The sequence below is a fragment of the Amycolatopsis speibonae genome, from assembly GCF_042647925.1.
In the GTDB taxonomy this organism is placed as follows: Bacteria; Actinomycetota; Actinomycetes; order Mycobacteriales; family Pseudonocardiaceae; genus Amycolatopsis; species Amycolatopsis speibonae.
Genome location: NZ_JBHRWK010000168.1, coordinates 42,466 through 62,654, shown reverse-complemented (window position 1 = coordinate 62,654; position 20,189 = coordinate 42,466). Strand labels below are relative to the sequence as shown.

Annotated in this window: 19 protein-coding genes and 1 pseudogene; 9 read left to right on the top strand and 11 right to left on the bottom strand. The window is 68.8% G+C overall.

The features are described 5' to 3' along the window. Positions 1-35: 35 nt before the first annotated feature. The 4 genes from ACFOSH_RS44905 to ACFOSH_RS44890 form a co-directional block, all read right to left on the bottom strand. Positions 36-2,396, bottom strand: a complete 2,361-nt coding sequence (locus tag ACFOSH_RS44905; protein ID WP_378248103.1) for a cation-translocating P-type ATPase — start codon at positions 2,394-2,396, stop codon at positions 36-38. Positions 2,397-2,462: 66 nt separating this feature from the next. Next, on the bottom strand, positions 2,463-3,056 hold the full coding sequence (locus ACFOSH_RS44900; protein WP_378248101.1) for a hypothetical protein: 594 nt from the start codon (positions 3,054-3,056) through the stop codon (positions 2,463-2,465). 41 nt (positions 3,057-3,097) lie between these two features. Then, on the bottom strand, positions 3,098-3,601 hold the full coding sequence (locus ACFOSH_RS44895) for a DUF3145 domain-containing protein (RefSeq protein ID WP_005154552.1): 504 nt from the start codon (positions 3,599-3,601) through the stop codon (positions 3,098-3,100). Between the two features lie 325 nt (positions 3,602-3,926). Then, entirely contained in the window at positions 3,927-5,399 is a 1,473-nt protein-coding gene (locus ACFOSH_RS44890; protein WP_378248099.1) for a S8 family peptidase, read from the bottom strand. Positions 5,400-5,592: 193 nt separating this feature from the next. Here ACFOSH_RS44890 and ACFOSH_RS44885 point away from each other — a divergent pair, with 193 nt between their 5' ends. Then, entirely contained in the window at positions 5,593-7,080 is a 1,488-nt protein-coding gene (locus tag ACFOSH_RS44885) for a hypothetical protein (RefSeq protein ID WP_378248097.1), read from the top strand. On the opposite strand, the gene ACFOSH_RS44880 is transcribed toward ACFOSH_RS44885, so the two are convergent. Further along, complete coding sequence (locus tag ACFOSH_RS44880; protein WP_378248095.1) at positions 7,077-8,450, bottom strand: dihydrolipoyl dehydrogenase family protein; 1,374 nt, start codon at positions 8,448-8,450, stop codon at positions 7,077-7,079. The genes ACFOSH_RS44885 and ACFOSH_RS44880 overlap by 4 nt on opposite strands. A 157-nt stretch (positions 8,451-8,607) precedes the next feature. Here ACFOSH_RS44880 and ACFOSH_RS44875 point away from each other — a divergent pair, with 157 nt between their 5' ends. Next, positions 8,608-9,312: an Lsr2 dimerization domain-containing protein gene (locus ACFOSH_RS44875; RefSeq protein ID WP_378248093.1), complete on the top strand. Its 705-nt coding sequence runs from the start codon at positions 8,608-8,610 to the stop codon at positions 9,310-9,312. 55 nt (positions 9,313-9,367) lie between these two features. Here the strand turns inward: ACFOSH_RS44875 and ACFOSH_RS44870 are convergent, their stop codons facing one another. The 5 genes from ACFOSH_RS44870 to ACFOSH_RS44850 form a co-directional block, all read right to left on the bottom strand. Then, a complete protein-coding gene (locus ACFOSH_RS44870; protein WP_378248091.1) occupies positions 9,368-10,111 on the bottom strand; it encodes a lipoate--protein ligase family protein in 744 nt (247 codons plus the stop codon). Beyond that, positions 10,108-11,493 carry an NAD(P)(+) transhydrogenase (Re/Si-specific) subunit beta gene (locus ACFOSH_RS44865; protein ID WP_378248089.1) on the bottom strand — a complete coding sequence of 462 codons (1,386 nt, stop codon included), beginning with the start codon at positions 11,491-11,493 and terminating at the stop codon, positions 10,108-10,110. Before ACFOSH_RS44865 ends, ACFOSH_RS44870 begins: the two co-directional genes overlap by 4 nt. Further along, positions 11,490-11,789, bottom strand: a complete 300-nt coding sequence (locus ACFOSH_RS44860; RefSeq protein ID WP_007032801.1) for an NAD(P) transhydrogenase subunit alpha — start codon at positions 11,787-11,789, stop codon at positions 11,490-11,492. The genes ACFOSH_RS44865 and ACFOSH_RS44860 overlap by 4 nt, the downstream gene beginning before the upstream one ends. Then, on the bottom strand, positions 11,789-12,907 hold the full coding sequence (locus tag ACFOSH_RS44855) for a Re/Si-specific NAD(P)(+) transhydrogenase subunit alpha (RefSeq protein ID WP_378248087.1): 1,119 nt from the start codon (positions 12,905-12,907) through the stop codon (positions 11,789-11,791). The genes ACFOSH_RS44860 and ACFOSH_RS44855 overlap by 1 nt, the downstream gene beginning before the upstream one ends. Positions 12,908-13,133: 226 nt before the next feature. Then, entirely contained in the window at positions 13,134-13,790 is a 657-nt protein-coding gene (locus ACFOSH_RS44850) for a TetR family transcriptional regulator (protein ID WP_378248085.1), read from the bottom strand. Between the two features lie 90 nt (positions 13,791-13,880). On the opposite strand from ACFOSH_RS44850, the gene ACFOSH_RS44845 reads away from it, so the two are divergent. From ACFOSH_RS44845 to ACFOSH_RS44825, 5 genes are read left to right on the top strand one after another with little or no spacing between them, the layout of a single operon-like run. Further along, entirely contained in the window at positions 13,881-14,972 is a 1,092-nt protein-coding gene (locus ACFOSH_RS44845) for a ferredoxin reductase (RefSeq protein WP_378248083.1), read from the top strand. Positions 14,973-14,985: 13 nt separating this feature from the next. After that, entirely contained in the window at positions 14,986-16,101 is a 1,116-nt protein-coding gene (locus ACFOSH_RS44840) for a fatty acid desaturase family protein (protein ID WP_378248081.1), read from the top strand. Positions 16,102-16,111: 10 nt separating this feature from the next. Further along, on the top strand, positions 16,112-16,315 hold the full coding sequence (locus ACFOSH_RS44835) for a hypothetical protein (RefSeq protein ID WP_101609572.1): 204 nt from the start codon (positions 16,112-16,114) through the stop codon (positions 16,313-16,315). Between the two features lie 47 nt (positions 16,316-16,362). Further along, on the top strand, positions 16,363-17,619 hold the full coding sequence (locus ACFOSH_RS44830; protein ID WP_378248079.1) for a sensor histidine kinase: 1,257 nt from the start codon (positions 16,363-16,365) through the stop codon (positions 17,617-17,619). Between the two features lie 15 nt (positions 17,620-17,634). Then, the gene (locus tag ACFOSH_RS44825) at positions 17,635-18,279 is read left to right on the top strand and encodes a response regulator transcription factor (RefSeq protein ID WP_378248165.1); all 645 of its coding nucleotides are present in this window, start codon (positions 17,635-17,637) and stop codon (positions 18,277-18,279) included. Between the two features lie 183 nt (positions 18,280-18,462). On the opposite strand, the gene ACFOSH_RS44820 is transcribed toward ACFOSH_RS44825, so the two are convergent. Further along, positions 18,463-18,993, bottom strand: a complete 531-nt coding sequence (locus tag ACFOSH_RS44820; RefSeq protein WP_378248077.1) for a GNAT family N-acetyltransferase — start codon at positions 18,991-18,993, stop codon at positions 18,463-18,465. Positions 18,994-19,024: 31 nt separating this feature from the next. Here ACFOSH_RS44820 and ACFOSH_RS44815 point away from each other — a divergent pair, with 31 nt between their 5' ends. Both ACFOSH_RS44815 and ACFOSH_RS44810 read left to right on the top strand, forming a co-directional pair. Next, positions 19,025-19,588, top strand: a complete 564-nt coding sequence (locus tag ACFOSH_RS44815; protein WP_378248075.1) for a helix-turn-helix domain-containing protein — start codon at positions 19,025-19,027, stop codon at positions 19,586-19,588. 10 nt (positions 19,589-19,598) lie between these two features. After that, positions 19,599-20,187, top strand: a pseudogene (locus tag ACFOSH_RS44810) (DUF3626 domain-containing protein). The last annotated feature ends 2 nt before the right edge of the window (positions 20,188-20,189 follow it).

The window sequence follows — 20,189 nt, the reverse complement described above, 5'->3', positions numbered from 1 at the left end:
TGAAGGGGGCCTTCACGTAGTTCGAGGCGCGCGCCTCAGGCTTCCGAGCGCTTCACCAGATGCCGCCCGATCCACCAGGCGGCCTCCACCAGCACGATCCCCACCCCGGCACACGCGAACGCCGAAAGCGTGTACGCGCTCACGCTCGGGTCCAGCGCGAAGAACTTCTGCGTGAACGGGATCAGGAACAGCGCGAGCGTCAGCACGACCATCCCGCCGATCAGCAGGATCTTCCACCACCGGTACGGCCGCGCGACGATCCCGAGCACCCACAGCGCGATCGTGATGAGCGTGATCAGCGCGGTCGTCCCCGCCTGGATCTTGTCCAGTTCGGACTGTCCGGATCCCTTGTACACCAGCAGGTAGCTCACGAACGTCGCCGCGGCGATGACCAGCCCGGCCGGGACGGCCATCCGCATCACCCGGCCGACGAAGCCGCTGCGGGCGCGTTCGTTGTTCGGCGCCAGCGAAAGCACGAAGGCGGGCAGGCCGATGGTGAACCACGCGGTGATCGTGATGTGCCGCGGCAGGAACGGGAACGGCACCTGCGCGATGCCGACCATCAGCGCCAGCAGTACCGAGTAGACCGTCTTGGTGAGGAACAGGTTCGAGACGCGCTCGATGTTGCCGATCACCCGCCGCCCCTCGGCGACGACGTGCGGCAGGGTGGCGAACTTGTCGTCCAGCAGCACGATCTGCGCGACCGCGCGGGTGGCCGGGCTGCCGGCGCCCATGGCGACACCGATGTCCGCGTCCTTCAGCGCGAGGACGTCGTTCACGCCGTCCCCGGTCATCGCGACGGTGTGGCCCTTCGACTGCAGCGCACCGACCATCGCGCGTTTCTGCAGCGGGGTCACGCGGCCGAAGACGGCGCGATTCTCCACGGTTTCGGCGAGCTTTTCGGCGTCGTCCGGCAGCTTCCGCGCGTCGACGGGCTTGTCCGCGCCCGGCAGGTCCAGGGTGCCCGCGACGGCACCGACCGAGATGGCGTTGTCGCCGGAGATGACCTTGACCGCGACGTCCTGGTGCGCGAAGAAGTCCAGAGTGTCCTTCGCGTCGGGGCGGACCTTCTGCTCCAGCACCACGAGCGCGACCGGTTCGATGTCGCCGGGGCCCTCGGCCGCGTCGACGGCCCGCTCGGCCCGGCCCAGCAGCAGGACGCGCAGACCGCGCGAGCCGATCTTCTCGGCCTCCGCGCGGTGCTCGCCCTCGGGCAGCAGGACGTCGGCCGCGCCGAGCACCCAGTCTCCGTCGGCACCGAACGACGCACCGCTCCACTTGCGCGCGGAGGAGAACGGCATGGTCGTGGAGACCCGCCAGCCCGGATCGATCCGGTGCGCCTCCGCGATCGCCTGCAGGCTCGCGTTCGGTCGGGGGTCGGCGGCGGCGAGCGCGGCCAGGACGTCGTCCACCGGGTGGCCCGGCGTGATCTCCCGGACCTCGGACAGCCGCATCGCGTTCTCGGTGAGCGTGCCGGTCTTGTCCGCGCACACCACGTCGACCCGGGCGAGTCCCTCGATCGCCGGGAGCTCCTGCACCAGGCACTGGCGCTTGCCCAGCCGGATGACGCCGACCGCGAGCGCGACGCTGGTCATCAGCACCAGGCCCTCGGGCACCATCGGCACGAGCGCCGCGACCATGCCGCGCAGCGCGTCCGGCCACGCCTGGTCGCCCGCGAGCTGGTTGTAGATGGTCAGCGCGCCCGCCGGGACGAGCAGGTAGGTGATGAACTTGAGGATCTTGTCGATGCCCTGCCGCAGCTCCGACTTCACCAGGGTGAACTTGCTGGCCTCCGCGGCCAGTTTCGCCGCGTAGGACTCGTCACCGATGACGTCCGCGCGGTAGGTGCCGCTGCCCGCGACGACGAAGCTGCCGGACAGCACCTTGTCGCCGGGCTGCTTGACCACCGGATCGGATTCGCCGGTCAGCAGCGACTCGTCGACCTCGAGCGCCTCGGCCGTCAGCGTCGGGCCGTCGACGACGATCTTGTCGCCGGGCCCCAGTTCGACGAGGTCACCGAGCACGACGTCTTCCGGGGCGATCTCGGCGCTCTTCCCGTCACGGCGGACTGTCGGCTTCGCCTGCCCGACGATGGCGAGCCGTTCCAGGGTCCGTTTCGCCCGGAGTTCCTGGATGATGCCGACCGCGCTGTTGACGATGATCAATCCGCCGAACAACCCGTCGATGAAGTACCCGGTCGACAGGATCAGTACGAACAGCACCCCGTAGATCGCATTGATCCGGGTGAAGACGTTCGCGCGGACGATTTCGCCGGTGGTCCGGCTGGTCTTCGTCGAGACCGTGTTGGTCTGGCCCGCGGCCACCCGCTGGGCGACCTCATCGCTGGTGAGCCCTCTCGAGGCGTCGGTCAGCACGGCCGGCTGGTCAATTGCCATGCCGGCGACTCTATTCGGCCCGGCCTTGCGCTCGCGTCAGCCTGGGGGACCATGTCGTCCCTTACTTCAGCATCTTTCGTGTTCGGGGTTCGTGCCGCCGTCGGTGGTGTCGACGCGCCATGACCCGTTCTCCAGCCGCAGTGGCAGCACCAGTCGCCAGCGGATGCATCCCTCCGGCAAGTACACCGGCGCGTCGTCGACTTCCTGTGTACTGGTGAAGGCGACGAGTACCCGGAGCGTGCTCGGCGCGCCCGGCTCGATGCGGTAGACGAGGATGGTGCCGTCCCGAGTGGACTGATAGTCCTTCTTCCACTCCGACGAGGTCTTGGTCTTGGCCCGTTCGCGGCTGACCACCGAAGTCCACTTCGGATAGTCGCGATCGTTGATGGAGTCGAAATACCCCTGCAGCACCTGCCGGACGCTCTGGTACTGCGGATGCGCGAAGACGTCGGGAGTCACCTCGACGGCACGCGAGCCGGGCTGCGCCTCCGGGGCGACCGACGTCGGCGACTCGCTGACGAGCGGTTCGGTGGGGGCGGCCTCCGGGCGGAGGTAGAGATCGCGTGCCAGCAGCCCGACGCCGACGGTCAGGGAGATCACGACCACGATGACGGGGATCAGCCACCGCTGACGGGAGAGGGGGCGAGGCTGGGCGGTCACCCTGAAAGGTTAGCCGCCCGCCTCTTCCGTCTTCACCCCGTCTACCCGACCTGGTGCAGCCAGGTGACCGGGGCGCCGTCGCCGGCGTGCCGGTACGGCTCGAGCGCTTCGTCCCAATTGGCGGCGAGGAGCTCGTCGAGCTTGTGCGCCAAGGATTCGCCGGCGCGAACCTTGCTCACGAGTGCTCGCAACTGGTCCTCGCCCACGACGATGTCGCCGTTGGCACTGGTCCTGCCGTGCCACAGGCCGAGGCCCGGCGCGAAGCAGAACCTCTCGCCGTCGACCCCCGCACTGGGCTCTTCGGTGACTTCGAACCTGATCATCGGCCACGCCTTGAGCGCGGACGCCAGCTTTCCGCCGGTGCCCGAAGGCGCACGCCAACCACATTCGGCGCGGAGCTGTCCTGGACTGGCGGGCTGCGCCGTCCACTTCAACTCGACTCGGGCACCAAGGGTGCCCGAAATAGCCCACTCGACGTGCGGACACACCGCAGACGGCGACGAGTGGACGTACACCACGCCACGGGTGTTGCCACGGGTGCTCACTGCTGACCTCCGCTACTCGACGAGGGGCGTCTTCCCCTACGACCTCGCGAGCTGCGCTGGTCAGGTGGCTCGTGCCGCCTCCCGGTACGCGTGAGCACATTGTGCACCCCAACTGTGCTGTTTGGCCACATGAACACCACAAGTCGCACCTGATTGGGACGCGGAACTCCTGCGAAGGCCCCCTTCTTTCGGCAGGGCAGGGAAAAAGATCCCGTTACGCGGGTTAACCCGGGGACGGCAATTGTGCCGCCCAGTCCGTGAAGGCCTCCTTGCCTACCTTGAGGGTAGGCAAGGAGGCCTTCACGGACTTGCGAAGCGGCTTGGCTCAGCCCTGGGCGCCGAGGGACTTGGCGGCGGCGAAGGTGTCCACCAGACCGGTGCCCTTGTCGAAGCTCGACGTGTACGGCCCTGCCGCCACGTACGGCGAGCCGTTCGTGAACTTGTACGCCGTTCCCTTGATCGCGGCCTCGATGTCACCCGGGCTCGCGTTCGGCGCCACCTGGAACAGCTGCGCGACGATCCCGGTGATCTGCGGAGCCGCCATCGAGGTCCCGCTGATCACGTTGTAGGTGGCCAGGTCCAGCAGTCCCGGACCGTTCTTGGGCTGCAGGCCCTGCGTGCAGATCGGCTGGGTGGGACGGCAGGACGAGAGGATGTTCTCCCCCGGCGCGGAAACGTCGGGCCAGGTCGCCTGGTCGGTCTTGAGGCCGCGCGAGGAGAAGTCGGAGACCGTGCCCTCGCGGGTGCCGGTCCCCAGGTCGTTGGACGACGCCACCGAGAGCACACCCGGCGTCTGGTCCTGCCCCGGCGGGTTGGAGAGGTTCGCCGAGCCGTCGCCGCCGTCGTTCCCGTTCGCCCACACCGTGACGACGCCTTCCGCGGCGAGCGCGCGCTGCAGCTTCACCGTCGCCGAATTCGGGTCGAAGCCGCCGCCTCCGCTGGGGCCGTAGGAGTTGTTGGTCACCTTGATCGGCGGGCACACCGACGCCGCGACACCCGCGCCGCAGGGCGCCTTGTGGTTCTCCAGCACCCAGTTCAGCGCCGCGTCGGTGCCGAGCACGAGCAGCGCCGCCCCGGTCGAGACGGAGACGATCTTCGAGCCCGGCGCCGAGCCGCCGACCTTGGTGCCGTCGGTCAGCGTCACCTGGTTCCCGGCGGCGATACCGGTGACGTGCGTGCCGTGGCCGCCGAGGGAGAGAGTGTCGGTGTCGACGACGGTCGGGAGGTCGACGATGCAGTCGGTAGCCGTGCCGTCGAGGCAGAGACTCTTGAGACTGCGCACCACCCGTGTCTTGCCGTCGGCGCCCTTGAACGCCGGATGCGTCGGGTCGACGCCGGTGTCGATGATCGCGACGGAGACGCCCCTGCCGTCCACCGGAGTGCCACCGGCGTCCTTGAGCTGAGTCTGTGTCTGCAGGCTCCGGGTCGCCGTGGTACCGGCGCTGCCGTGTGCCTTGAGCTTCTCGTTGCCTTCGACGTAGGTGACTCCGTCGGCCTCGCGGACCGCGCGCACCTGATCGGCGGTCCCGCGGACGGCGACGACGCCGATCTTGCCGAACGAGGTGATCTTCGTGAGCCCGGCTCCGCGGGCGGCGCGTTCGGCGGTGGCGACGTCGTCGGCGTGCACGAGCGCGGTCACCCCCGCGGCGCCGGTGACGGCCGAGAGCAGACGGGAGAGTCCGGGGGCGACGGGTGCGAGCGGTCCCGCGGCCTGCGCGGGGACCATCCCCGCGGCCGGGACGGCGAGCAGGGCGACGACGAGTGCGGCGCGTCGACGCCAGGGGCGAGATACGGCCATGACGTTTCTCCTGGTGACAGGGGACAAAGGAGCAGTGACCTACCAACGAGTAATACCCGGACGGGTGACGGCGCTCACGTCGATGACAACTTCTCGGAGCAACATCACCGTGCCTACCTGCGACGTGTCGCCCCGTTGGTCCAGATGGAGGCGCTACTTTGTGCATCGAGACCGACGAGATGGGGAGGGTTCGGTGCGACTCGTTCGCCTCGCTCAACAGCCGTCCCGGGTGGCCGAGGACGTCCGCGCCGCGCTGGCCTCACTCGGCCGGGGCAGCAACGTCGTGGGCGGGATCGCCCTGGTAGGCGCCAGCCCGGTCGAAGGAAGGCCCGTCGAGGCCGTCGTCGTGATGCCGAAGGGCGTCCTGATCGTCATCGGCGTCGACCTGCCCGACCCGGCACTGAAACTCGAAGCCCCGCTCGGCGGGCCGTGGAAGGCCGACGGCTGGCCGCTGGTCCACGGGGACACCTCGATCAACCCGGCCACCGACGCGCTCTCGCTGTCCGCGGCGTGCACGCACAAGATCGCGGACGTCGCACCCGGCGCCGGGCCGATCGGCACGATCATCGCCGTCGGCCCCTATGTGGAGACGGTCGATCAGCCCGCCGCGGACCTCGCCGGCTCGGTCCGGGTCCTCTACCCGACGGCGACGACGATGCTCGCCGCGACGGTCTCGCTGGCCACCGCGGCCCGGCCCCGCTCGGTCCAGCAGGCGCGGGAACTGATCGCCGCGCTCGCCCCGGACGCGCCGCCGATGCCCGAAGAGATGTTGCTCGGGGAAGGGTTCAGCGCCTATTCCGACGACGAGCCGACCGTGATCCGCGAGAACCCGCTCGTCGCGATCGCCCCGACGGTCCCGGTGCAGCATCCGGGGAAGGGGAAAAGACCGGCGAAACCGGCCGTTCGCCCGGTCAAAGCCGCTCCGCCCGTTCGGCCCGTCCCGCCGGTTCAGCCCGCTCGGCAGGCCGTCGCCGCGAATCCCGTTCCGCCGGTCCGACAGGCCCCGCCACCGGCGGCGGCCGCTCCCGCCGCGGCCCCCGCTCCGGCTCCCGCCGAACCGGCCCCGAAGGCACCGCACCAGTCCAAGACGGTGAAATGGCTCCCGCTCGCCGCGATCGGCCTGCTCATCGTGCTGCTGGTCGCGGCGATCAGCGTGGCTTCCGGCGGTGACGACACCGCGGCCACGCAGACTCCCCCGCCGCCGACCGCGGAGACCAGTCCCCCGCCACCGAGCAGCAGCGCGGTGGAGAACATCCAATTCACCTCGCGGGCGTCGGCCGCCGACCAGAAATGCGCGTCGCACGCGTACGGCGACGTCCAGTCGAGTCTTCAGCGGACGAGTTGCTCCGCGGTGAAACGGGCCAGTTTCGCCAGTTCCATCGACGGCCGGGCCGCCGCGGTCACGATCGCCGTCGTCGATTTCCCGAACGCCGAACAGGCCACCGCGTTCAAGGCCGCCGCCGACACCCCCGGCGGTGGCGGCATCCTCGACGTCGCCACCGAGACCAACCAGTGGCAGGGCGACGTCCCGGTGTTCGAGAGCGCCGCATACCAAAGCCACCTGGACGGGAATTCGGTCCGGCTGGTCCAGGTGGTGTGGGTGCCGGGACCGTCCACTCCGGACGATCCCAGCCTGGTCCGGGGCGCGAAGGCCGCCCTCGAACTCCCGGTCAACGGCTAGAGGCCGTATGCCTCCAGCAGGCGCAGCCACACCTCGCTGATCGTCGGGAACGACGGGACGGCGTGCCACAGCCGTGACAGCGGGACCTCGCCCACGATCGCGATCGTCGCCGAGTGCAGCAGTTCGGAGACGTCCTGCCCGACGAAGGTCGCGCCGACGAGGACACCGCGTTCGGTGTCGACGACGATCCGCGCTTTGCCCGCGTAACCGTCGGCGTGCAGCGACGAACCGGCGACCGCGATGTCGATGTCGACGACGCGGTGCGGCTTGCCCTCCTCGGGTCCGGCGAGCCCGACCGAAGCGACCTCCGGATCGGTGAAGACGACCTGCGGGATGGCGTGGTGGTCTGCCGTGGCGCTGTGCGCGCTCCACGCGGCGGAGTCGACCGGCTTGCCCGCGGCCTGTGCGGCCACCGAGTCCCCCGCGGCCCGGGCGGCGTACTTGCCCTGGTGGGTCAGCGGTGCCCGGCCGGTGACGTCCCCGACGGCGAACAGCCAGTCACCGTCCACAGCGGACACACGGCCGTTGTCGTCCGTCGTGAGCGGCGCGCCCGCTTCGAGCCCCAGCGTCTCGACGCCGAGCCCGTCGGTCGCCGGGCGGCGGCCGGTGGCGACGAGCAGTTCGTCGACGAGCAACCGGTCACCACCCTTCAAGGCCAACTCCTTACCACCGTCCACAGCGGACACGGAGTCGAGACCAGAGCCGGTGTGCACGGTCACCCCGACTTCGCGGAGTCCCGCGATGACGGCGTCGCCCGCGAAATCCGGCAGCCGGGGCAACGGACGCGCCCCCGAGATGATCAGGTGGACTTCGGCGCCGAGGGTCGCGAAGGCCTGCGCCATTTCGACGCCGACGACACCGCCGCCCAGGACGCCGAGCCGGCGCGGGACCGCTTCCGCCGAGGTCGCCTCTCGCGAACCCCAGGGGGAAATGGTGTCGAGCCCAGGGATCGACGGCGTCCGCGGGACACTGCCGGTGGCGACGATCACGGCGTGCCGCGCGGTGAGCACGTCACCGCCGTCGACCGTGACCTCCCGCTCACCGGTGATCCGGCCGTGCCCGCGGATCGGGGCGATCCCGACCCCTTCGGCCCACTTCACCTGTCCGGTGTCATCTCCCTTGCCGGTGAACCAGTCCCGGCGCGCGAACACCTCGGCGGGGTCGACCGCGTCGCCGACCGGGACGCCGGGGACCCGTTTGGCGGCGGCGAGGAGGTTCCCCGGCCGAAGCAGTGCCTTGCTCGGAATGCAGGCCCAGTAAGAACATTCGCCGCCGAAACGTTCATGTTCGACGAGGGCGACCTGAAGACCGCCGCGGGCGGCCCGTTCGGCGGCGACCTCGCCGACCGGGCCGCCTCCGATCACGATCACGTCAAAAGTCTGTGCTGACATGCATTCAGCGCACACCACCGCGCAGCTTCGCGCAACCTGCCGCTATCCTCGTGTCGCTGCGTGAGTCATCAGCCGCGGGTTCAGGGTTCACCGTGCCGGTTACGCAGTAGAACGATCGAGCGCGGGAGGTTTTTTCATGGCCAGGAACACTGCTGTGCATTTGCTGGACGATCTGACCGGCGAGGCGGCCGAAGAAACGGTCGCTTTCGGTTTGGACGGAATCGCTTACGACATCGACCTTTCGGCCGACAACGCCGGCGCACTCCGGGAAATCCTGAGTGCCTATGTGGAGAACGGCCGCCGGATCGGTGGACGCAAACTGCGGCCGCGGGTCGTGCAGCGCCCCAAGGGCGCGCGGGTGTCGAAGTCGACCCCGAAGACCGCGGCCACCGCCGCGAAGGCCGAGGCGAAGCCGGCCGCGAAGCCGGGCCGCAAGCCCGCCGCGAAGGGTGTCGCCGGCCGCAAGCCCGCCGCCGCCAAGAAGGCCGCCGCCCCCAAGGTGGAAGCCAAGGCTCCCGCCAAGACCACGGCGAAAGCCACCGCGGCCAAGGCGAAGTCGACCCGTGGCGCGGCTGCGAAGACCACCGCGGCCAAGGCTCCGGCCGGTCGCGCGAAGGCCGCCGCCGCGGCGAAGACCCCGGCCAAGGCAGCGCCGAAGACCACCGCCAAGACGACGGCCGCGAAAGCCGCCCCGAAGGCCGCGGCCGCGAAGACGACCGCCGCCAAGGCAGCGCCGAAGACCGTCGCCAAGGCGCCGGCGAAGAAGGCGGCCGAGCCGAAGAAGACCACGCGCGGCTCCCGCAAGGTGCCCGCCGTCACTTTCTCGGCCACCGAAAAGTAGTTCATCGAAAAAGGCCCTTTCGCGATTTTCGCGAAAGGGCCTTTTTCGTTTCAGCTCATTTGCGCTGAGCGCCTTCGGAATGCCATTCCGGATAGTGGTACCTCGTGTGCCGGAGCGAGCCGTGCCACTCCCGCTCCCGCGCCGACGGCTTCCGGGTGGTGAGTTCACCCAGTTGCGCGGCCGCCGCGAGGCGGACCGCGGCCGTGACTTCGGCAACACCTTTACGCAGGCCGTGCTCGGCGAGCGACGCGACCTGGCTCCGGTGGGAGTCGAGCGGACGGGGATCCGCGGGTGCCGAAGTGAGGTACCGGCCGACCCGCTCGGCCGCGGTCGAAACGAGCAGGGTGGAATGCGCGAGCAAGCCCGTTCTCGTCCGGAACACGGCGAAACCGCACAGCTTCGAGTCACCGACGAACAGTCCCCGATCACCGAGCCGCGACGGCAGCCCGAGCTCGGCCACCGTCGCCGTCATCAGTTCCCCGAGCGCTTCGAGCGGTTTGACGGCTTCTCCGGACAGCCCGAGTCCCGGCAGGACAAGGGTGATGTTGAGATTGCCGGGATCGTGGAACACCGTGCCGCCGCCGCTGGCCCGGCGCAGCACCGGAACCCCGTCGCTCGCACAGACATCCGCCTTGACCTCGCGTTCGATCTTCTGCCCCCGCCCCACGACCACACTGTCGGTGTTGCGCCAGATCCACAGGACCGGCGCCTCCGGTGCGGCTCGCAGGAGGGCTTCGTCGAACGCGAGGTTGTCGGCCGGGTCGTCGAACGCGGCGACGACTTCCGAGGGGCCGGTCACAGTGCTTTGAGTTCCTCCACGATCTCGCCCACCGACGATTTGGCGTCGCCGAAGAGCATGCTTGTCTTCGCATCGTAGAAGAGCTCGTTGTCGATGCCGGCGAAGCCCGAGCTCATCGAGCGTTTGAGCACGATCACCGACCGGCTGTGGTTCACCTTGAGGATCGGCATCCCGTAGATGGGCGAGCCCGGATCGGTCTCCGCGGCCGGGTTCGTGACGTCGTTCGCGCCGATCACCAGCGCGACGTCGGTCTGGGCGAACTCGGAGTTGATCTCGTCCATTTCCTTGAGCTGCTCATACGGGACGTCGGCCTCGGCGAGGAGCACGTTCATATGCCCCGGCATCCGGCCCGCCACCGGGTGGATGGCGTAGGCGACCGTGATCCCCTTGGCCTCCAGCAGCTTCGCCATCTCGCGGACCACGTGCTGCGCCTGCGCGACGGCCATGCCGTAACCGGGGACGACCACGACCTTGTTCGCGTACGCCATCTGGATCGCGGTGTCGGACGCGCTGGTGCTGCGGACCGGCCGGACCTCGCCGGACCCGCCGCTCGTGACCGTCGTGCCGCCGCCGAACCCGCCGGCGACGATGGCCGGGATCGACCGGTTCATCGCCTTCGCCATCAGATTCGTCAGGATCGAACCCGAGGCGCCGACGATCATGCCCGCCACGATCAGCGCGGTGTTGTCGAGCGCGAGACCCATGGCCGCGGCCGACAGACCGGTGAGCGCGTTCAGCAGGGAGATCACGACCGGCATGTCCGCGCCGCCGATCGGCAGCACGACCACCACGCCGAGCACGCCCGCCGCGACGAGCAGCCCGATCATCAGCAGTTCGGCGCTGCCGCCGGTGGCGATGACGACCGCGAAGACGATCGCGGCGACCAGCACCAGCGCGTTCACCGGCTGCTGCAGCTTGCCCAGGGTGATCGGGCGGCCGGAGATGAGTTCCTGCAGTTTCCCGAACGCGATGTTCGAGCCCCAGAAGGACACCGAACCGACGACCGCGGCGAACAGCGACGCGATCGCGACATACGCCGGCTCGTGCGCGTAGCCCTCGGTGGTGCGGAACTCGACCCACGCGATGAGCGCGACCGCCCCGCCGCCGACGCCGTTGAACAGCGCCACCATCTGCGGCATCGCGGTCATCTTCACCTTGCGCGCGGACGGCACGCCGACGGCCACACCGATGCCGACGCCGAGGGCGATCAGCAGCCAGTTGGTCATCCCCGGTGTCAGCAGCGTCGCGATCACCGCGAGGCCCATGCCGACCGCGGCGATCCAGTTGCCGCGGACCGCGGTGCGCGGACCGGTCAGGCCCATCAGGCCGTAGATGAACAGTGCGAAGGAAATGATGTAGAGGACGGCGATGAAGGTCGTCACTTGTCACCACCGTCTTCCGGCTTCTTCGCCTTGAACATCGAGAGCATCCTGTCGGTGACGAGGAAGCCGCCGACCACGTTGATCGTGCCGAAGGCGATCGCGATCACCAGCAGGATCTTGTTCAGTACGCCGTCGACCCCGAGGCCGAGCACGATCAGCCCGCCGAGCAGGACGATGCCGTGGATGGCGTTGGTGCCCGACATCAGCGGGGTGTGGAGGGTGTTGGGCACCTTCGAAATGACGGTGAAGCCCACGAATCCGGCGAGTACGAGGATCGCCAAGCTGCCTACGAGCATCACTCGCCTCCTTCTTCGCCGGAAACGCCGGCCCCGGCCACACAGGCCCCGGCGACGATCTCGTCGGAGAAGTCGAGCGCGAGCTTCCCCTCCTTGTCGACGAGCAGTTCCAGCAACTCGGTGACGTTGCGCGCGTAGAGCTCGCTGGAATGCGCGGGCATCTCCGCCGCGAGGTTGAGCGGCGAGCAGATGGTGACGTCGTGCTCGACGACCTCCTCGCCCGGTTTCGTCAGTTCGCAGTTGCCGCCGGACTCGCCGGCGAGGTCGACCACGACACCACCGGCGGGCATCCCCTTCACCGCGTCGGCGGTGACGAGGGTCGGCGCCTTGCGGCCGGGGACGAGCGCGGTGGTGATCACGACGTCGTACCTCGTGATCGCCTCGGTCAGCCTGCGTTGCTGTTCGGCCTTCTCCTCATCGGTCAGCTCGCGGGCGTACCCGCCTTCGCCGGCCGCCTCGATGCCTAGTTCGAGGAACTTCGCGCCGAGCGACTTCACCTGCTCGCCGACCTCGGGCCGGACGTCGTACCCGGTGGTCTGCGCGCCGAGCCGTTTCGCCGTCGCCAAGGCCTGCAGCCCGGCGACGCCCGCGCCGAGCACGAGCACCTTCGCCGGTGGCACCGTCCCTGCCGCGGTGGTGAGCATCGGGAAGAACCGCGTGAGTTTCTCCGCGGCCAGCAATACCGCGCGATAGCCCGCGACACTGCTCTGTGACGACAACGCGTCCATCGCCTGCGCACGGGAGATCCGCGGGATCGCCTCGACGGCGAAGGCGCGGACGCCCGCCGATTCGAGTGCCGCGATCCCCTCGGGGTCACCCCGTGGATTCAGGAAGCCGATGAGAATGGTGCCCTGTTTGAGCTTCGCGACTTCGGCCGCGCTCGGAGGCGCCACCTTCACCACGATGTCGGCATCCCACGGATCGCCGATCACCGCGCCCGCCTGCTCGAAGGTCTCGTCGGCGAGGAGCGCGCCGGCGCCCGCGCCGGGCTCGACCACCACCCGCAGTCCGCGTCCGGAGACGCGCTCGATGAGTTTCGGTACCAGCGCGATGCGGCGTTCGCCTTGTCCGGTTTCCCGGACAACACCGACCGTGAGCTGCTCGTTTTCTGCCGCCACAGGCGACCTCCTCGCTGGAGAGGACCACACGAACCCGCACTGTTTACCACGTCCGACCGACAACTTTCCTGGCTGAACGTATCCGGACGGCATCTTTCCGTGACATCGCTCATCACGATCGATCCAGCCATCGATCCAGGTGCGCGATGTCATAAGGGGTCCCCTCAGGACACATTTCGTCCTATGGGGACCCCTCATGACACTTACGGAGCAACGGCTTCCCGGATCACGGAACGCTGCGCCAGTTCGGCACCCCCAGAAAGATCAACCGCAGCCGCCGTTCGGCCGTGCGGACGATCTCGTCGTCACGCGAAGGTGTTTCGAGCAACTCCAGCACCGTCGTGAGCATGGTCGTCACGATCAGGTCGGCGAGCAGGTGCAGATCCTCGGTCAGCCATTCGCGGAGGTTGTCGAACCGCGCGAGGTCGACGGCGAGTTCGCTGACGAAGAGCTTGAGTTCGAAGCCGATCGCCTGCCGGACCGGGCCGGTGCCGCCGTAGCGCTCCCTGGTCAGGAAATGGAAGTGGGCCTCGTGCGCCCGCACGTGCTCGCGCAGGATGCGCACGGACGTCCGGATCATGTCGTTGTAGGCCGCGGGCCTCGTGCGCGCCGAGCGGATCATCGTGCGCAGGGTGCGCATCGACTCCTCGACGAGCGCCACCCCGAGTTCGTCCATCGAGGCGAAATGGCGGTAGAACGCCGTCGGCACGATCCCGGCCTGCTTCGCCACCTCGCGCAGGCTCAGTCCGGAGAACCCGCGTTCCGCCACCAGGTCCAGCGCCGCGTCCAGCAGCGCCTGCCGGGTGCGCTGTTTGCGCTCCTGCCGGGAAACGGGCTCTGTTGTCACGACGGTCAGCGTAATCGCCTCCGCGCTATCACCCACGTCACATCGCCGTCCTCTCGCGTTGACAAGCGGGACCATCGCCACTTCACTGTTGAGTGTACAAGCGTTCACTGAAATTGGGAGAAAGTGATGACGGCACTGGTACCGCGCAGGGCCAGACGGCTGGCCTCGCTGGCCGAGGCCCTGCTCACGCCCCACGGAATGGACCGCTACCTCGAACTCGTCGACCCGATGCTGGTCCGCCGCGAGATCCGCGGCCTGGTCACCGACGTCCGGCGGCAGACATCCGACACGGTCACGCTGACCGTCCGGCCGAGCCGGGCCTGGCGGGGTTTCGCCGCGGGCCAGTACGTGCGGGTGACCGTCGAGATCGACGGCGTCCGCCGGACCCGTTGCTACTCACCCGCCGGTTCGGAGCACGACGGCACACTGGAACTGACCATCAAGGCCGACCCGCAGGGCCTCGTCTCGCGGCATCTGAACCGCACGATCACCACGGGTTCGGTCCTCGGACTGTCCACTGCGGACGGTGAGTTCACCCTGCCGTCGCCGAGGCCCCGGCGGATCCTCCTGGTGAGCGGCGGGAGCGGGATCACGCCCGTCCTGTCGATGCTGCGCACGCTGGCGGACGAGAAGTACGAGGGCGACCTCGCCTTCCTGCACTACTCCAACGGCGCCGAAGACGCGCTCTACCGCCCCGAGCTCGCCGACCTCGCCCGCCGCCTGCCCGGCCTGCGGGTGGTACACGCGTTCACTCACGCGAAAACCGGCGGCGACCTGCACGGGTTCTTCTCGAAGGAACACCTCACGGACGCCGTGCCGTGGTATCCCGACGCCGCGACCTTCCTCTGCGGTCCGAAGCCGCTGATGGATTCGGTCCGGGAGGCGTTCGAGGCCGACGGGCTCGGCGCACATCTGCACACCGAGGAGTTCACGCCGCCGGCACTCACCTTCGACACCGAGAACGCCGAAGGACAGGTCCGGTTCGCGCGCAGCGGCCGCGAGTTCGAGAACTCCGGGAAACCGCTTCTGGAGCAGGCCGAAGACGCCGGGCTGAGCCCGGAACACGGCTGCCGGATGGGCATCTGCTTCTCCTGCACCCAGGTCAAGACCTCCGGCTGCGTGCGCAACGCCAAGACCGGTGAGACCTCCAGCGAAGAGAACGAAGAGATCCAGCTCTGCATCTCCGTCCCGGTCGGGGACGTCGAGATCAACGCTTAGAAAGGAGCCAGTCATGACGGGCTTGCAGGACAAGCTGACCCCGGCGCAGGTCGAGGAGTTCGGCCGCGAAGTGGACGAGATCCGGCAGCGGATCGTCGCCGACCTCGGACAGGTCGACGTCGACTACATCCACAACATCATCAAGACCCAGCGCGCGCTCGAAGTCGCGGGCCGCGGGCTGCTGTTCGCCGGGTTCTTCCCGCCCGCGTGGATCGCCGGCGTGACCGCGCTTTCGGTGGCGAAGATCCTCGACAACATGGAGATCGGCCACAACGTCATGCACGGCCAGTACGACTGGACGCGCGACCCGGCGCTGAGCTCGCAGAAGTTCGAGTGGGACAACGTCGCCCCCGCCGAGAACTGGCGCCACTCGCACAACTACATGCACCACACGTACACGAACATCCTCGACAAGGACCGCGACATCGGTTACGGCGTCCTGCGGATGGACCCCGCGCAGAAGTGGAATCCGTACTACCTGGGCAACCCGGTGTACGCGACGCTGCTCGCGCTGTTCTTCCAGTGGGGCGTCATGCTGCACGACCTCGAGTTCGACCGCATCGTCAAGGGCGAGCGCAAGTGGTCGGACAACAAGGAGGTCGGCCTGAAGATGCTCAAGAAGGCCGGTCGCCAGGTCGGCAAGGACTACGTGCTCTTCCCGCTGCTGACCGGTCCGCTCGCGCCGCTGACCTTCCTCGGCAACGCCACCGCGAACCTGACCCGCAACCTGTGGGCGTTCTCGATCATCTTCTGCGGGCACTTCCCCGCCGACGTCGAGAGCTTCACCGAGGAGGAGACCGAGAACGAGTCGCGGGGCCAGTGGTACCTGCGGCAGATCCTCGGCTCGGCGAACATCACCGGCGGCAAGCTCTTCCACGTCATGACCGGGAACCTCTCGCACCAGATCGAGCACCACCTGTTCCCGGACATCCCGGCACGCCGCTACCCGGAGATCGCGGGCGAGGTGCGGGCGATCTGCGAGAAGTACGGCCTGCCGTACAACACCGGCCCCCTGCACAAGCAGCTGTTCTCGGTGGCCAAGAAGATCGTGAAACTGGCCATGCCCTGGAACGGTGAACCCCGCACTCCCGCTACCGTGGAGAGCGACAAGACCCTCCGAGCGGCTTAAGGTGTCTGACATGGTCGGTCAGTTCGAAAGCACCAAGGACGTGGTCCAAGAGGTCACCGAATCCGCGGCCACCCACATCGGCAACATCGCGACGATCATCACCGGCGCGATCCGGGACATCGCCCGCGAGACCGGCGACTGGCTGACGGACGTCATCGAGATGCGCGAAGCGTCCCAGCGGGCGCAGGCGGACGAAGAGCACCGCGAAGACTAGGGAAACCTGGATGGGCACGAGGCGGGTGGTCACGGCAAGGTGAAGCCGTGACCACCCGCCTCGTCCCGCGTGTCCTCGGCGCACAGCTGAGCCGCGCGTACTGGGCGGAGCTGGCGTGGGTGCTCATCGGCGCGCCGCTGACGCTGGTGTTCGTCGCGCTCGTCGTCGTCGGCCTGTTCCTCGGGATCGGCCTGAGCCTGCTCACCGTCGGGCTGCCGGTGCTCATCGGGGTCGTGGCGGGCGCGCGGCTGATCGGCGCCGCGCACATCGGCCTGGCGCGTACCCTGCTCGGGACGACGGTCACCCCGCCCGCCCGGCCCGAGCTGCGGCCGGGTCTGTGGAACGGGGTCAAGAGCAAGATCGGCGATCCGATCGGCTGGCGGTCGATCGCCTACCTGGTGATCCGGCTGCCGCTGTCGTTGATCGAGTTCTTCCTGGTCGCGATCCTGTTCGTGTACGCCGTGAGCACGCTGACGTACCCGCTTTTCTGGCTCACCCTGAACGGGGAGGCCATGCCGGCGTTCGACCTCCATGTCGACGCCTGGCCCCTCACCCTGCCGCTCGCCCTCACCGGGCTGGCCATGCTGCTGGCGATGCCGTGGGTGGTCCACGGCCTGACCGAGTTCGACCGCCTGCTGGTGCGCGGGGTCCTCGGTGCGGAGGACCTCTCCAAACGGGTGCGCGACCTCGAACGCAGCCGGGCGGCCGCCGTCGACGACGCGACGTGGCGGCTGCGGCGGATCGAACGCGACCTGCACGACGGCGCGCAGGCCCAGCTGGTGGCGCTGGCGATGAAGCTCGGCATCGCGAAGGACGAACTCTCCGGCGGCGGCGACATCGACCAGGTCACCACCCTGGTCACCGCCGCGCACGCCAACGCGAAACAGGCACTGGTCGAACTGCGTGACCTCGCCCGCGGCATCCACCCCGCCGCGCTCGACGCCGGTCTCGACATCGCACTGTCCACTTTGGCCGCGGGCTCGGGCATCGACGCGCGGATCAGCGTGGACCTGCCGAGCAGGCCGTCGCCGTCGATCGAGACCATCGCCTACTTCACCGTCGCCGAACTCCTGACCAATGCCGCCAAACACACTTCCGCCGCGATCGAGGTCGACGTGGGTATCGTCGGTGACGCCTTGCGGCTCGTGGTGCGCGACGGCGGCGAAGGCGGGGCCCTGCCGGAACGCGGTGGAGGGCTCGCCGGGATCGCCGAGCGGCTCGCGACGGTGGACGGCAGGCTCGACATCGACAGCCCTCCTGGAGGGCCTACGGTGATCGGCGCGGAAATACCATTACGGAAATAGGACATGGGGGGCGGCGTGCGCGTCGTGATCGCGGAGGATTCGGCCATCCTTCGGGCGGGGCTCGTCGAGCTGCTGAACCTTCGGGGGCACGAGGTCGTCGCGGCCGTCGCCGACGGCGACAGCCTGTGCGCGGCGGTGCGCGAGCATCTGCCGGATGTGTCCATTGTGGACATCCGGATGCCGCCGACGCACACCGACGAAGGGCTGCGCGCGTCGATCACGCTGCGCGCGGAACTGCCGGGGTGCGCGATCCTGCTGTTCTCGCAGTACGTCGAGACGCAGTACGCGACGGAACTCCTGGCCGACCGCGCGGGCGGTGTCGGCTACCTGCTGAAGGACCGCGTCGCGGAGGTGTCGGACTTTCTCGACGCGCTTCGGCGGGTCGCCGACGGTGAGACCGTGCTCGATCCGGAAGTGGTCAGCCAGCTCTTCACCGCCACCCGGAAGACGGACGCGCTCGCCGGGCTCACGCCGCGGGAGCGGGAGGTGCTGGGCCTGATGGCGGAGGGGCGGTCGAACTCGGCGATCGCCGCGGCGCTGTTCCTTTCGGCCGGCTCGGTGGAGAAGTACGTTTCGAGCATCTTCGGGAAGCTGGCGCTGCCACAGTCCGAAGGGGACAACCGGCGGGTTCTCGCCGTGCTGCGTTACCTGGAGTCTTGAGGCGAGCCGGGCCCCTAGGCGACGCAAAGTCCGTGAAGGCCTCCTTGCCTACCCTGAGGGTAGTGAAGGAGGCCTTCACGGACATCTTGTCCGATGTGGACTCTCGCCGGGGCCGGCATGGGTGTTGTGAAGGGCTGGCGCTGTCAGGGCGGACGGACGGAGGCAGGGGTGACCCTGCACGCCTCACCGAGGTTCGGCAGGGACCCCGGCCGGCTCCGGCAGGCAAAGCTGCACCCACGCGACATCCCGCCAGGCCCCGTGCTTGTACCCGATCCGCCGGTACGTCCCCACCGGCTCGAATCCCAGCGCGCGATGCAGTCCGGCGCTCGCGTCGTTCGGCAGCACCATCCCCGCGCAGAAGTTCCGGAACCCGCGCGACGCCAGTTTGTCCAGCAGCGCCTGATAGAGCGCGCGGCCGCCACCGGTCCTCCGGCGGCCGAGCTCCAGATAGACGCTGACCTCGCATGACCAGCGATATGAAGGACGACCGCTGAAGGGCCCTCCGTAGGCATAGCCCGCGACGCGGCCTTCGTCGTCTTCGAGCACGAGCCAAGCATGGGATCGCTGCGCCTTGGCGATGCGCTCGGCCATCTCGTCGGGCTTGGGCGGCTCGGTCTCGAACGAGATCGCCGTGTCGGTTACGTACGGCGCGTAGATCCCCGCGCACGCCGTCGCGTCGGCTTCCGTCGCCTCCCTGATCACCATGGCGACCATAGTAACCGATGTTGCCACTATAGTGAGCAGCATGTCGGATCCCTTGTCCGCGTCGCTCGCCGCGACGCTCCAGTCCGCGAGGCTCGACCAGAACCTCTCGGCCAACGCCCTCGCCGAGTCCTCGGGCGTGTCCAGGGCGATGATCGGCAAGATCGAACGGGGTGAGGCGCAGCCGACGGCCGTCCTGCTCAGCAGGCTTTCCGCCGCGCTCGGGATGACGTTGTCCGAGCTGATCGCCCGCGCCGAACACGGCGATCGGCGGCTCGCGCGCGCGGCCGATCAGCCGACCTGGACCGACCCCGACACCGGCTATGTGCGCCGAGCGGTGTCACCGTCGCTCGGCGGGCCGCTGGAACTGGTCGAGGTCGTGCTGCCCGCGGGCGCCGAAGTCGCCTTCCCCGCCCACACCTACACGCTGACCCACCATCAGATCTGGGTACTCGACGGGCATTTGCGCTTCCGCGAGGGCGACGTCGACCACGAACTCGACGCGGGCGACTGCCTGCAGCTCGGCACTCCGCAGCAGTGCGCCTACGTCAACCCGACCGGCGAGCCGGTCCGATATCTGGTCGCCCTCGCCCGGCGGCACGCCTGATACTCGGGCGATGGATTCCCTGGCCCTCACCTACATCGCGGCGAAAGCGCGCGGCGGGCACGAGGCAGGGCTGCCGGTGACCCCGCACTTCCATCCCGCCCGATCCACAGTGGACGGACGCGCGGTACTGGCGGCGATGGCCGAGGACGGCTTCTACCGCAACCAGTTCGAAACCGGGACGAGCAACGGCGGACTGACCGCGCACCCCGGCGGAGACCGCCGGCATTGGGAGAGCCGGATGTTCGGCGGCGCCTACGACGTCTTGCTATCCGGACAGTGTGCCGCGTCCGGCGGATTTCGGTTACGGCACCACGGTTTCGACACTGATCGCACTGGCCGAGCGAGACGACGTCGAAGCCCTCGTACTCGACCCGAGTCACCGCGGCACCGACGTCGGAAAGGCCGCGCTCCGGCTGGACTGTCCGGTCGAATGGCATCCGGGATTCCGCCTGACGACCGAAGAACTCGAACGGCACCCCGCGTACCGCGGTCCCGAATTCGTCGAACTCGGGATGACGCTGGCCGAAGGCGGCTACCTTGATCCGCAAGCTCTCAAACGCGTCTGGCACTACGTGGCCCGCTTCGGGGCACTACCGTGACG

What these genes read in the sequence shown, in the direction of transcription:
- ACFOSH_RS44860 (WP_007032801.1), bottom strand. Translation starts at nt 11,789, where the DNA reads ATGCTCGTAGGCAGCTTGGCGATCCTCGTACTCGCCGGATTCGTGGGC.
- ACFOSH_RS44815 (WP_378248075.1), top strand. Translation starts at nt 19,025, where the DNA reads ATGTCGGATCCCTTGTCCGCGTCGCTCGCCGCGACGCTCCAGTCCGCG.
- ACFOSH_RS44835 (WP_101609572.1), top strand. Translation starts at nt 16,112, where the DNA reads ATGGTCGGTCAGTTCGAAAGCACCAAGGACGTGGTCCAAGAGGTCACC.
- ACFOSH_RS44875 (WP_378248093.1), top strand. Translation starts at nt 8,608, where the DNA reads ATGGCCAGGAACACTGCTGTGCATTTGCTGGACGATCTGACCGGCGAG.
- ACFOSH_RS44905 (WP_378248103.1), bottom strand. Translation starts at nt 2,396, where the DNA reads ATGGCAATTGACCAGCCGGCCGTGCTGACCGACGCCTCGAGAGGGCTC.
- ACFOSH_RS44820 (WP_378248077.1), bottom strand. Translation starts at nt 18,993, where the DNA reads ATGGTCGCCATGGTGATCAGGGAGGCGACGGAAGCCGACGCGACGGCG.
- ACFOSH_RS44890 (WP_378248099.1), bottom strand. Translation starts at nt 5,399, where the DNA reads ATGGCCGTATCTCGCCCCTGGCGTCGACGCGCCGCACTCGTCGTCGCC.
- ACFOSH_RS44840 (WP_378248081.1), top strand. Translation starts at nt 14,986, where the DNA reads ATGACGGGCTTGCAGGACAAGCTGACCCCGGCGCAGGTCGAGGAGTTC.
- ACFOSH_RS44845 (WP_378248083.1), top strand. Translation starts at nt 13,881, where the DNA reads ATGACGGCACTGGTACCGCGCAGGGCCAGACGGCTGGCCTCGCTGGCC.